We start from the raw sequence: 12,540 nt of genomic DNA on the forward strand, positions 1-12,540 counted from the left end.
CAGTGCTCTTAAGTTGGGTATTAAATTAACGAAATCTTTGAAAGAGGCATTCAAAAAATGAATATCATAGCCCGATAATGAAAGTTCTTTAAGTAACCCCCAATATTTGCTAGACCCATTCTCACCCTTGTTGTTTATATGTGTGACGCATTTAAAATCCACCACAATTAATCTCATGCTAGGATTGGATTTTATCGCAGAATAAATAGGTTCTGAAAGATGGTCATCATTAAATCCAAAGCCAGAAATAATAAGACAGCTATTCTTTTTTTCTGAGGAAATCAAGAAGTCTGGAAAGTAATTCAAGATGAGGTTGAATAAAAGCTTGTTGATATTTACCTTTCGCTGGATAGATCAAACAGGCATTTGTTGCTGTTGGGTTTTGATTTTCATATATTTGTCCGTTTTTTCGTATCCAGCTAACAGAACCATGTAATTTGAATAAATTGAATACTCCATCTATGAATTCATGTTCATTTTCATCTCTATGAACTACATCATAATTAAAATATTTACCATCGAACCTTCTAACGCCTGTATAGGAAAGTCCATCTACAACCATCATACCTAATTCTGATGCGGCAGTCTCAAATGTTAAATCATAATTAGTTGTGAATACTTTTAGCCTTGGATCTCTTACTCTCCGCCTCCCCATTTTTTGGAGAAGACTTACATATGAGGATAGATCGCTACTTCCATTTTCAAGGAAATCTCTACACTTATTTAATATTATTGTTTTAACTTCATTTAAAAATGCAAGCACTTCACCGTCATGGTGGAATGCCAGAAAAGCTTCGCAATTTGAAAGGAAATGCTCAATGTTAGGATATTCAATGTCTTGATATTTAACTTTTTCACATACACTTAATGCAATTGGTTTTAGTTTGCCCTCTTCGTCTGTTGTTGGATCTATCCACATAGCACACTTCCATAGATCCCACATACTTGGCCCACCAACATCACCTAGAGAAGTACCGCTGCCTGCGAAAAATGATAAGTTAGGGAATTGTAATGATTTTAGCAAAAATTCATTTATATATGCTTGGTTTTCTTTTAAGTCTTTTTTTTCCACTTCAGATAATGGTAGCGCAGGAGGAATAGGAGCTCCTGCATCCTGTATAACTTTATTGGCCTGAAGGTCTCGCCAATAAAGATATGAGTCGTCGTTTAGTGCTTTCCATTTATTGCTGCTTGGTTTTAAATATGAAACATACCCATCCGGTGTAGTAGGCATAGTCAGGATCCCTTGAAGATGTAGTGGTTTTGTAATCATAAATTTACTACACAGGATGCCCCAAAAAAAAGGCGTCGATGTAAATGTTTTTATTGGCATCGCGCGCAATGCTCTCCCCGCCACGCCTGCCCGCTTAAGGGGGCGCTTTTAATGCAGGTGCATGAACGGCCTCAGGGCCCGCCAGTGCTGGCGCTGGCGGGCGATTCAGTGTCGGTAAAACGCATGCAAAACCATGCACCTTATGAATGCATGGCTTTTATACGTAAAAATAAAGGGATTTTCGTGGATTTTTAAGCGGACTACTGCACGGCCAGTTCTGCACGGCGGCGGGTGTAATTCAGGTTCTGTGCAGGTGTGAATTTTTCACGATTATCATCGCGCGAAGCCGCTTCAGGCCTGAATCCGATGGCCGTTAAAATGTCATTGTCCTGCGCCGAATAATTAATTTTTTCACCGGCGGCCAGCCAGACCTGTAGCGCCTCACGCAGACAGTCGAGTGAGTGCTGCATGGCGCAGCGCTGAATGGCGGGGTGTTGCCTGGGATAATTCATCAGCTCCGGGGCGAGGGCGGCGGTCAGCTCCGCGCCGTGCGCCTGCATAAAATCATTTAATCGGTCGCGGATGCTGATGCGCTGCACCTCCTCATGCGAGCGGATGTAGCGACCGGCAGCCTGATTAATTTCCCACTTTTTCACGTCGATAATCTCACTCAGCGTTTGCAGGCTCCGGCCGCTGTGCCCGCTGCCGGCAAGCTGTTCGCGGTATGCCTGTTCGGCCTGCGTCAGTTCTTCCCTGCGTTGCAGCCAGGCGGTTTTGTTTGCCTGACAGGTCTCAAAGGCTTTCTGTAGCGTCAGTGTGGTCACGTATGTTTCTCCTGATGACTGGCCGTGCTTACGCACCGGCACGGTTAACGGTGGCCGCCGGTGCGGGTACAGCGATGAAGAAGAGGAGCGGGCAACGCGGCTGCTGAAAAACGAGTTTGCCCTGCGCGACCGGCTTCATGACGGCTGGGCTATCCGGCCCGTCGCTTCAACCCAGTACCGCGGACGTTTTGCGCTGGTCTACGCGCCGTTCTGCTTTGAACTGCTGGCGTGCCGGGCAGGTAAGGCAATTTCCGGGATCGCCCGCTTTATCGAAATGGCGATCCGCATCTGCGGTCCCCTGCGCCAGATGCATCTGCACAACCTGATCCACGGCGATATCAAACCCGGGGCGTTCTTCGTTCATCACGACGCCACCTGCCGTCTTTGCAGCTTCGGTCTTTCCTGCGGCACCTCCGACGCGTTCTCCCAGTCCCGGCTTGCCGCGTCTGGCGGCACGCCCGCCTACATGTCACCGGAACACACCACGCGTACCCGGCGCGCCGTCGACAGCCGGAGCGATCTCTACAGTCTGGGTATCGTGCTTTATGAACTTCTGACCGGGCGATTGCCGTTTGAACTGAGCGCTGATGAACAGACCAACTGGGCGCATTACCACATTGCCTCTGAGCCGCTTGCGCCGGGGCGGGTGCGCCCGGACGTACCCGGCATGCTGTCGACCATTATCCTTAAGCTGCTGGAGAAGAATCCGGAGAATCGCTATCAGACCGTCGACGGGCTGATTGCCGACCTCAGGCGCTGCCAGGCGGCGCTGACCGCCGAAGGTGAGATCGTCGACTTTATTCCCGGCCAGCAGGATCGCTCTCCGGCGATCCATCTTGCCGATTCGCTTTTCTCTGCACATCCGCAGGCCAGCGACGTCATCGCCGCGTTTGAGCGGGTCAGCCAGAGCGGTGCGCCGGAACTGGTGACGATTGGGGGGCCTTCGGGGATCGGCAAATCTTCCGTGATCGCCACCACGCTGAAATCGCTGCAACAGCGCAAGGTGCTGCTGGCGGTGGGCAAGGTCGATCAATATTCTCCCACGCTGCCCTACGGCGTGCTGAGTTCGGCGTTTCGGACGCTCACGCTGCACCTGCTCGGGCTGCCAGCCGGGGAGGTAGCGACGTGGAAAATCCGCCTGTCGCGGGCGCTGGAAGGCTTCGAGGAGCTGGCCGTTAGCCTGGTGCCGGAGCTGAATTTACTCCTTGAGAACAAACCGCGTTTCTCTGCGGATACCTTTTCCATCGACGCGCGGGCGCGCTTCAGCCATATGGTGCTGGCGCTGGTGAAAACCTTCGCCACCCAGGGCGCGCCGCTGGTGCTGCTGCTGGATAATGTGCAGTGGATCGACGCCGCCAGCCTGCAAACGCTCGATCACCTGCTGCGCGCCTGCGGCGCCATCCCGCTGCTGGTGGTGGTGGCGCACCGCGATCTCAGTTCGCTTTCTGAGCCCACCTTGCAGACCGCGCTGGCGAGCCTGCCGGAGGCGGCGCAACACGCCACGACGATCGTGCCGCAGCCGCTGTCGGTGAAGGCCGTGGCGCGCTGGCTCGGGGGGATTTTTCATGCCCGCAGTACCGGTACCGCCGATCTTGCCACGCTGATCCATGAAAAAACCGGCGGCAACCCGCTGTTCGTGCAGGAATTTTTCCGCCGCATCGTCGATGACGGACTGGTGGTGCACAACAAATATCAGGGGAAATGGCATTACGATCTCCAGGCCATCCGCGCCCGGCACTACACCGAGAACGTGGTGACGCTGGTGCTTGAACAGCTCAAGGAGATGCCCGACGAGACGCGCCGCCTGCTGGGCAGCATCGCCTGCCTCGGCTGCACGGGCGAGCTGGAGATGCTGTGCCGCGTGGTGGGGCGGTCGGCGGCGGAAATCCGCTACGCGCTTCATCCGGCGGTGACCGCTCAGCTGATTGTGCTGACGGAGAAAGAGTACGCTTTTACCCACGATCGGGTGCAGGAAGCCGCCTTTGCCCTGCTGGATGAGGGCGAGAAAAGCCATCTGCACCTGACCACCGCCAGCCTGCTGGCGGATGCCGCGCGGCAGACGGCGGGCAACGAATTGCTGTTCCGCGCGGTTCACCACGTCAGCGCTGCGCTGGACTGCATCCAGCCTGCACCCCAGCGGCAGCGATTCCGGGAGCTGAGCCTTCAGGCCGCGCGGCGTGCGAAGCGTACCGGCGATTACCTTTCCGCCTTGAGCTATATCCAGACCGCCAGAGCGCTGGGGAATGCGGGCCCGGTCTCGGACTTTATGCTGGATATCGAAGAGGCGGGCTGTGAGTTTGCGCTCGGACACCTGGAGCGCACGCGTGCGCTGTGCGATGCGATCCTCGGTTCACCGGGCGGGCTGACGGAGAAAGCGCTGGCCGCCAACCTGCTGGCGGAAGTTTATATGCGCCAGTCGGAGATCCGCCTGGCGCTGGAGGCGTCGTTTTGCTGGCTGGGCGTGTTCGGGATCCAGATCAGCCGCTACCCGGAAAATGCCGAATGTGACGAGGCCTGGCAGCAGTTCTGTCAACGCACCGCCGACGCGCCGCAGAACCCGTTTTCTCAGCTTAAGCTGATGGAGAACGCAGAGACCGAAGCGGTGATGAACCTGCTTTACAGCGCCAGTATTTTCGCCAGCTTTACCTGCCCGCGCCTGCACTTTTTACTCCTGTGCCGGATGATGCACCTCACGCTCGATCACGGCATAACCGGTGCTTCCACCACGGCGATGGCCTGGTTTGGCGTGCTGATTGGCCACCGCTACGCCGAATACCGTCTCGGGTTTGAGTACGGCACGCTGGCTCGTGAGCTGGTGAACCGCCACGGCTATGATGCCTATGAAGCTAAAACTCTGCTGCCGCTCGACCAGCTCAGCGTCTGGACCCAGACGCTGTCGTACACTATCGAGTGCGCCAAGGCCTGCTTTACCTCAGCGGTGACCCACGGCGACATGACGATGGCCTGCTTCGCGGCCTGTCATCAGATCATTAACTTCCTCTCCCGGGGCGATCATCTGGATGGCGTGCTGACCAGCATCGATCGCGGTCTGGCCTTTGTGCGCAAAACGGATTACCAGGACATTGAAACCGTTCTGCACATTCAGCGCCGCTACGTGGAGTTTTTACGCACGCCGGTGACGGGCCCATGGAGCGCCGCCCAGGCGCTGCCTGACGATCTGCTGCCCGCGCCGCCGGAGCAGGCGCCCGAGCAGACCTCGACCATGCTCTTCTGGTACTGGCTCTATCGCGGGATGGCGCACTTTTCCTGCGGCGAATACGCCGACGCACAGGCGGATTTAGAAATGGCGGGCTGGTATGTGTGGTCCGCGCCGGGTCATATTCATCTGCTGGATTACCATTTTTACAGCGCGCTGGCGCTCTCCCGCCAGCTCACGCCGGAAACCTTTTCGGCGGATTATCGCCGCAGTATTCATCACCATTACGACAAAATTGCCCTCTGGGCGCGGATCAATCCGGGCACGTTTGCCGATAAAGAGGCGCTGATTTATGCCGAAATCGTCCGTCTGGACGGCATGAACAGCATCGCGCTGGAGCAGTATGAAAAAGCGGTGCGACTCTCGCGGGAGGGCGGGTTTAACCCGATCAATGCCCTGGCGCACGAGCTGGCCGGGCGTTTCTCGCTGGCCTGCGGCTACCCGACCGCCTCCGACGCCCATTTCCGCGGCGCGATTGCCGCCTGGGGGCGCGTCGGGGCGCAGGCCAAGGTGCGCCAGCTGGAGCAGGATTTCCCCCATCTGCTGGCCTCCGGGCAGAGCCGCGCGTATGACACGGCGGCGTTTGCCCAGAACGAGGTGATCCGCGATTTACAGAGCGTCATCAAAGCCTCACGCGCCTTATCCGAAGAGATCAACCTTGAACGTTTAATCGAAAACCTGATGACGCTGCTGCTTGAACGGGCCGGGGCGCAGCGTGGCCTGCTGCTGCGCGTCAGCGATAATCACATCCCGGAAATTGAAGCCAGCGCCTGGACCAGTACCGACGGCGTGCGGGTGCGTATCCTGAAAGCGTCACCGATGGCGACGGACATGCCGCTGTCGGTGCTGGCCGCGGTGATCCGCACCGGGCAGGAGATCCGCACCGGCAAACCGGAGGAGTTCCACCCGTTCAGCCAAGATCCGTATCTGGTGACGTCCGGCGCCGCCGTGATGTGCGTGCCGATGTTCAAACAGGCGCGGCTGGTGGGGATTCTGTATCTGGAAAACCGCCTGATGCCGGAGGTGTTTACCGCCGAACATTCGCGCGTGGTCAGCCTGCTGGGTGCGCAGGCGGCGGTTTCGCTGGAGACGGCGCGGCTCTACGCCGAGCTGCTGGCGGAAAACATCCAGCGCCGACGGGTGGAGAAAGAGCTGCGCGCAAGCCAGACCTCGCTGATGCTGGGCGAGCAGATCAGCCATACCGGCAGCTGGCGCTGGGAGCTGGTGCAGGATCTGATGTTTATGTCCGAAGAGTACGCCCGTATCCTTGGCCTGCCGGAGCAGCAAAAGATGATCTCAATGGCGGAGTTTTTGACCTTCGTGCATGAGGATGATTATGGCCGGATCAGCACCCTCGTTAATCAGAGCGTGCGTGACGGGCTGTCGATGCGCGCGGAGTTTCGCATCATCCGCACCGACGGCTCCGTTCGTTACATCCTCGGGATTGGCGATCCGGTGGGGGTGGGCAGCGAGGTGAACGAGTATTACGGCATCATTACCGACATCACCAGCCAGCGGGCGGCGGAGGATGCGATGCGGGTGGCGCAGGCGGATCTGGCGCGGGTCTCACGAGCCACTACCGTCGGGCAACTGACCTCCTCGATCGCGCACGAGATCAACCAGCCGCTGATGTCGATTGTCTCGAACGCCGGCGCGAGCCTGCGCTGGCTCAACCGCGATCCGGCGCGGCTGGAAAAAGTGCGCGAGGGGCTGGAGGAGATCGCCGCCGAGGGCGAGCGGGCAGGGGAGATCATCCGCAGCATTCAGTCTCTGACGCGCAAACAGGACCCCACGTTTACGCGAATCGATCTGCACTTCCTGATCCACCACATCATTATGCTTTCCCGCAGCGAACTTGAGCTGCGACACATAAGCGTTGATTATCTTCTGAACGCTGACGACAGCTTTATCATCGGCGACAGCGTGCAGATCCAGCAGGTGCTGCTTAACCTGGTGATGAATGCGATGGAAGCGATGGCGGAAGTGACGGATCGCCCGTGCAGCATCACGATCGCCACCGCGAACTGCGCCGAGGGGAAGGTGATTTTTGAGATCGCCGATACCGGCAGCGGCATTGAGCCGGAGCTCACCGAGCGGATCTTTGACTCGTTCTATTCGACCAAAGCGCAGGGAATGGGGATGGGGCTGACCATCAGCGCCAGCATCATTGAACGGCACCGGGGGAAACTGAGCGCGCGCCGCAGAGAGCCGTACGGCACGGTGTTTACCTTCGCGTTGCCGCTTGCCGGACAGGAGATGTAACGTTTATTCCGCTGGCTGATGTTTGGTCAGGCGCTCGACGGCCCTGACCAGTTCAGCCACGGAGCGGACCTGCATTTTCTCCATCACCCGGCGGCGGTGCACTTTCACCGTAATCTCACTGACGCCCAGCTCGGCGGCGATCTGCTTGTTGAGCTTGCCGCTGACGGCGAGCTCAAGCACCTCATGCTCACGCGGCGTGAGGGAAAGATGGCGCTGTTTCAGGGCGTAGTGCTCTTTGACGCGGGCGGCGTTGTGCTGTGCCAGCCTGAGCGCGGATTCGATGGAGCCGATGAGCGCGCTGGATTCAACGGGCTTAGTGAGAAATTCGTAGGCCCCGCCTTTGATCGCCCGGACGGACATAGGGATGGTGCCGTGGCCGGTGAGAAAGATGATCGGTATTTCCCGCCCGCTGTCTTTCAGCGCATCTGCGACATCAAACCCGGTTATCGTGGGCATTTGCATATCGAGGATCACGCAGGAGGGCAGATCCTCAAAGGGATGGCTGAGAAAGGCCTCTGCTGAGGAAAAGCCAAGGGCATGTATATCCGCAGATTCCAGCAGCCTGACAACGGACTGCCTGACTGTGTCATCGTCATCAACCACATAAACAATGTGTTCCATTCACCGCCCCGGTGTTGATTTAAATGTCGAGGATGTAAACAGTCACTATGGCTACGTAAGAGACTGTTTATGCTGACTTTCATCTTAACACATTAAATATCATTATCATTTAGCAATATGATAACCATATGAAGTATAGCGAGCTGGAGCGGAGGCGATGAAGGAACGAAACGCTGTTTTTATGCACCGACAAGCTCAATACGGTTGCCGTCCGGGTCCGCAATCACCGCTTCATAGAAACCGTCCCCGGTCATACGCGGGGCGCTGAGCAGGGAGCCGCTTGCCTGCGCCTGCGCTGCCATACTGTCCACCTGCGCTTTGCTGCCGACGTTGATGGCGATATGCGCCCAGCCGACAAATTCCGGGTGCGAAGGTGCACTGGGCAGGCCCGGCAGCGTCATCAGCTCGATGGTCGGCCCGTCATCCAGGGTAATAAAGTGAGATTTAAACCCCGAACGATTTTTGCTGACGTAGCGGTCATTACTGTGGCCGCCAAACACCGTTTCCCAGAACTGAACCTGCGCGTCCAGGCTGCGGGTCCAGAGTGCGACATGTGCAATATTCATAAGATCCCTCGTTATTTGTCTGTGAGGACTTTCACCGGTAAAACAGGCTACACTCTGGTTTTGAGCGCGACAAGCTGAGGAATCAACAATGCACTACACACTGAAAGAAAGCGACAAGGAAAAAGCGGAAGGAACAAACGGCGCGGGCGCTCTACAGCAAAAACTGCTGGAATCCCGTTCGATTGTCATCTCCGGAGAGATTAACCAGGAGCTGGCCCAGAAGGTCATCACTCAGATGATCCTGCTGCAAAGCGTCAGCAACGATCCGATCAAGCTGTACATCAACAGTCAGGGCGGCCACGTAGAAGCGGGCGACACCATCCACGACTTCATTAAGTTTATCCGTCCGGAAGTGCATGTGATCGGCACCGGCTGGGTGGCGAGCGCCGGGATCACCATCTTCCTGGCGGCGAAAAAAGAGCACCGCTACGCTCTGCCGAATACCCGCTTTATGATCCACCAGCCGCTGGGCGGCGTGCGCGGTCAGGCAACGGATATCGAAATCGAAGCGCGCGAGATCATCCGCATGCTGGAGCGCGTGAACAAGCTGATTGCTGACGCCACCGGCCAGCCGCTGGAGAAAGTGAAGAAAGACACCGACCGTAACTTCTGGATGTCACCGGCGGAAGCGCTGGACTACGGCATCGTGGGTAAACTGATTACCCATTATGACGAGCTGAACCTGGATTAAGTTTAAGCCCGCGTGTGCGTCGGGTGACGGCTTCGCCTTACCCGACCTACGCGCGCTCGATTGACCCATGACAAGTTCCCCCCTCGCTGTCTCTTCTATAATCGCGCCTGTCTCCCCTCTCACTGGTGCTATCCATGGCGTATCAACTGAACCTGAACTGGCCGGAATTTCTTGAAAAATACTGGCAAAAACAACCCGTTGTGCTGAAAAATGCCTTCCCGAATTTTGTCGACCCCATTACCCCTGATGAACTGGCGGGTCTGGCGATGGAGCCGGAAGTTGATAGCCGCCTGGTAAGCCATGCTAACGGCAAGTGGCAGGCGAGCAATGGCCCGTTTGAGCATTTCGATAACCTCGGTGAAACCGGCTGGTCCCTGCTGGCGCAGGCGGTGAACCACTGGCATATGCCCGCAGCAGAGCTGGTGCGTCCGTTCCGCGTCCTGCCGGACTGGCGTCTCGATGACCTGATGATCTCCTTCTCCGTCCCGGGTGGCGGCGTTGGGCCGCATATCGATCAGTACGATGTGTTTATTATCCAGGGGATGGGCAGCCGCCGCTGGCGCGTGGGGGACAAGCTGCCGATGCGTCAGTTCTGTCCGCATCCGGCCCTGCTGCACGTCGATCCGTTTGAGCCGATCATCGACGAAGATCTGGCCCCGGGCGATATCCTCTACATTCCGCCTGGATTCCCGCATGACGGCTTCACCCATGAAACCGCGCTCAACTACTCTGTCGGTTTCCGCGGGCCGAATGGTCGCGATCTGATCAGCAGCTTTGCCGACTACGCGCTGGAGAACGATCTGGGCGGCGAACATTACAGCGATCCGGATCTGACCTGCCGCGAACACCCTGGCCGCGTGGAGCAGTACGAGCTCGATCGCATTCGCCAGATGATGAGCGACATGATTAGCAAGCCAGATGATTTTACGAAATGGTTTGGCAGCTTCGTCTCCACGCCGCGTCACGAGCTGGATATTGCCGCCGCCGAGCCGCCGTATTCCGCAGAAGAGGTGCTCGACGCGCTGCAAGGGGGCGAAACGCTCTCCCGCCTGAGCGGGCTGCGCGTGCTGAACATCAACGGCAGCGTCTTTATCAACAGCGAACAGCTGGAAACGGCGGATGTGAACGGGGCGGACGCGCTGTGCCGCTTCACCGAGCTCGGCCAGGCTGAGCTGGGCGATGCGCTGAATAATCCGGCGTTTGTGGAAGAGCTGACCGGTTTGATTAACCAGGGCTACTGGTTCTTCGACGAGTAACAGCAGGCGGCGTTTAGTCAGGCTAAACGCCGCCAGGTTCAGACCAGCATATTACAGGCCTTCCAGTAGTTAAGAAGCCGCTCATCGTCGCGCTCTTTCTCCGCTTTGATTTTCATCGCCCGGGCAAGATTTTCTCGCGATACTTCATGGCCTTTTTGCACGATGTCTAAAACCGCTTCACCAAGAGCCAGTGAAATTTCTGCCCGATTATTGCGAATCGTCATAAATACCTCCTCGTTGGTTGCGATAATTTAATTATGAACGGGAAATAATCAGTCGGTAATAATTCATCTCATTCTTATTTTTTCATTTCGGCGTTAAGTAGACTTAATATTCGGTTCTGTCAATGATGTTTCAAAATGCTAATAAGACGTTTAAGCCTGAATTTATGCGCTACAGTTAATTTCGTGCAACAGGCAAATAACCGAAACAGGAGAATAATTATGGTAGATAAAAGCGCAATTAAGGATCACACTCAGGTTGTCGCCAGCTGCGGAACGCACGTCGGGGTTGTGGACCATCTTGATGGTGAGCGTATCAAGCTTGCGAAGAGCGATCCGGAATCGGGCGGCAAGCACCACTTTATTCCTCTCGGCTGGGTTGATAAGGTCGAAGATAATAAAGTTGTCCTGACCAAAAACCATAAAGAGGTTTTTGCTGAGTGGCAGGAAGCATAAATATATTTCTCGCAAGGAAATATATGCCTTCGCTCCGGCTTCGTCCGGAGCGTAATAGTGTCTGCGCCCGGTGATTGCTGCCATTACAAATGGATGGTACTGTTTTGCCTGTCTTTTCCCCGATGCAGGCCCCAAATGATGCTCCAGAGTGAAAATAGATCAGCGAAACGCATATTTTTTGTTGAAGATTTTCAGGTATTCGGCGAGCGCTACGGCATCGACTACCGTTTCCCCCAGTTAAAAGAGGCGCAGGTCAGCGGTAGCCCCGTGTTGCAGGGGAATGTTGAAGAGATGATGCTCTCGTCCGGCATTTCGCTGACCCACTCCGACGTACGTGTACTACAGCCCTATGAAACCACCTCTCGCCACAGCAGCCCGCTCTATATGCTGGTGGTGCTGGAAGGGTGCGTGACGCTCACGCTCAATGGTATCAATTATCCCGTCCGCCCGGGCATGGCGTTCAGCTCACGTCTGAGTGAAGATCAGGTGATGAGCGCGCGTCACGATGCCGACAGCACGCTGAAAACGCTCTCGTTTGGCGTCTACCCGCACGATGCCGGACGTGAAGCCCTGCTTGAGTCATTGCTTCTGGAATGGCAAAGCCTGAATGCACCCGCGTTTGTCTGGCAGGTTCCCGAGTTTGTGATGTCAGGTATTCTGCATGCGCAGCGGCAGGGGGGAAGCGTGCTCTCACGCAAGCTGTTGCTGGAGGGGCTGATGTATCAGCTGCTCGGCCATGGCCTCAACCAGCGCCAGCAGCCTTGCCCGCGCCGGCCTGAGCATGCGCGTCTTGAACGCGTGCGGAGCCTGCTGGAACAGTCTCCTGAACGGGATCATACTCTCGCGCAGCTGGCAGCCCTTGCCGCAATGAGCCCAAGCAGCCTGCGCAGCAAGTTCCGTCAGCGCTACGGCTGCACGCTTTTCGATTACCTTCGCGACTGTCGCCTTGCGCTGGCGCGCCGCTATCTGCTGGAAGGCCACAGCGTGCAGCAGGCGGCTTGGATGTGCGGGTATCAGCATGCCACCAACTTTGCCACCGCGTTTCGTCGTCATTACGGGATTTCACCGGGGGACGTGCGCAAACTCCGCTAACGTAATTTCTCCTGTCGCGCGAATGCATTCCGTGTGGTTTAGCATCGCGCATACGTAACCT

At 56.4% G+C, this 12,540-nt stretch carries 9 protein-coding genes and 1 pseudogene; 5 read left to right on the top strand and 5 right to left on the bottom strand.

All coding sequences use genetic code 11. The features are described from left to right. Window positions 1-259: 259 nt before the first annotated feature. Both SK50_RS05245 and SK50_RS05255 read right to left on the bottom strand, forming a co-directional pair. Entirely contained in the window at window positions 260-1,234 is a 975-nt protein-coding gene (locus tag SK50_RS05245) for an SIR2 family protein (RefSeq protein WP_255353944.1), read from the bottom strand. Window positions 1,235-1,533: 299 nt separating this feature from the next. Beyond that, window positions 1,534-2,097: a phage polarity suppression protein gene (locus tag SK50_RS05255; protein ID WP_048229153.1), complete on the bottom strand. Its 564-nt coding sequence runs from the start codon at window positions 2,095-2,097 to the stop codon at window positions 1,534-1,536. Here SK50_RS05255 and SK50_RS05260 point away from each other — a divergent pair. Then, window positions 2,090-7,576 carry a trifunctional serine/threonine-protein kinase/ATP-binding protein/sensor histidine kinase gene (locus SK50_RS05260; protein ID WP_255353945.1) on the top strand — a complete coding sequence of 1,829 codons (5,487 nt, stop codon included), beginning with the start codon at window positions 2,090-2,092 and terminating at the stop codon, window positions 7,574-7,576. The two genes, SK50_RS05255 and SK50_RS05260, sit on opposite strands and share 8 nt — an antisense overlap. Window positions 7,577-7,579: 3 nt before the next feature. Here the strand turns inward: SK50_RS05260 and SK50_RS05265 are convergent, their stop codons facing one another. Together SK50_RS05265 and SK50_RS05270 are read right to left on the bottom strand one after the other, a co-directional pair. Further along, window positions 7,580-8,197 (bottom strand): response regulator transcription factor, encoded by a 618-nt coding sequence (locus SK50_RS05265; protein WP_017383872.1) that lies wholly within the window; start codon window positions 8,195-8,197, stop codon window positions 7,580-7,582. A 179-nt stretch (window positions 8,198-8,376) separates the two neighbouring features. After that, complete coding sequence (locus tag SK50_RS05270; RefSeq protein ID WP_045344424.1) at window positions 8,377-8,763, bottom strand: VOC family protein; 387 nt, start codon at window positions 8,761-8,763, stop codon at window positions 8,377-8,379. Between the two features lie 85 nt (window positions 8,764-8,848). Here SK50_RS05270 and SK50_RS05275 point away from each other — a divergent pair. Next, window positions 8,849-9,454, top strand: a pseudogene (locus SK50_RS05275) (ATP-dependent Clp protease proteolytic subunit); the annotation flags it as partial. A 134-nt stretch (window positions 9,455-9,588) separates the two neighbouring features. Further along, the gene (locus SK50_RS05280) at window positions 9,589-10,710 is read left to right on the top strand and encodes a ribosomal protein uL16 3-hydroxylase (protein WP_048229155.1); all 1,122 of its coding nucleotides are present in this window, start codon (window positions 9,589-9,591) and stop codon (window positions 10,708-10,710) included. Between the two features lie 38 nt (window positions 10,711-10,748). Here SK50_RS05280 and SK50_RS05285 read toward each other — a convergent pair whose 3' ends face one another. Beyond that, the gene (locus tag SK50_RS05285; protein ID WP_015572568.1) at window positions 10,749-10,934 is read right to left on the bottom strand and encodes a hypothetical protein; all 186 of its coding nucleotides are present in this window, start codon (window positions 10,932-10,934) and stop codon (window positions 10,749-10,751) included. A 219-nt stretch (window positions 10,935-11,153) separates the two neighbouring features. Between SK50_RS05285 and SK50_RS05290 the strand changes: the two genes are divergently transcribed. After that, complete coding sequence (locus tag SK50_RS05290) at window positions 11,154-11,387, top strand: DUF2171 domain-containing protein (RefSeq protein WP_003863067.1); 234 nt, start codon at window positions 11,154-11,156, stop codon at window positions 11,385-11,387. 135 nt (window positions 11,388-11,522) lie between these two features. Then, window positions 11,523-12,479, top strand: coding sequence for a helix-turn-helix domain-containing protein (locus SK50_RS05295; protein WP_017694577.1), 957 nt, complete (start codon window positions 11,523-11,525; stop codon window positions 12,477-12,479). The last annotated feature ends 61 nt before the right edge of the window (window positions 12,480-12,540 follow it).

It is taken from the genome of Enterobacter sp. BWH64, from assembly GCF_001037645.1.
GTDB classification, from domain to species: Bacteria; Pseudomonadota; Gammaproteobacteria; order Enterobacterales; family Enterobacteriaceae; genus Enterobacter; species Enterobacter hormaechei_C.

What these genes read in the sequence shown, in the direction of transcription:
- SK50_RS05290 (WP_003863067.1), top strand. Translation starts at nt 11,154, where the DNA reads ATGGTAGATAAAAGCGCAATTAAGGATCACACTCAGGTTGTCGCCAGC.
- SK50_RS05270 (WP_045344424.1), bottom strand. Translation starts at nt 8,763, where the DNA reads ATGAATATTGCACATGTCGCACTCTGGACCCGCAGCCTGGACGCGCAG.
- SK50_RS05245 (WP_255353944.1), bottom strand. Translation starts at nt 1,234, where the DNA reads ATGCCTACTACACCGGATGGGTATGTTTCATATTTAAAACCAAGCAGC.
- SK50_RS05265 (WP_017383872.1), bottom strand. Translation starts at nt 8,197, where the DNA reads ATGGAACACATTGTTTATGTGGTTGATGACGATGACACAGTCAGGCAG.
- SK50_RS05295 (WP_017694577.1), top strand. Translation starts at nt 11,523, where the DNA reads ATGATGCTCCAGAGTGAAAATAGATCAGCGAAACGCATATTTTTTGTT.
- SK50_RS05285 (WP_015572568.1), bottom strand. Translation starts at nt 10,934, where the DNA reads ATGACGATTCGCAATAATCGGGCAGAAATTTCACTGGCTCTTGGTGAA.
- SK50_RS05280 (WP_048229155.1), top strand. Translation starts at nt 9,589, where the DNA reads ATGGCGTATCAACTGAACCTGAACTGGCCGGAATTTCTTGAAAAATAC.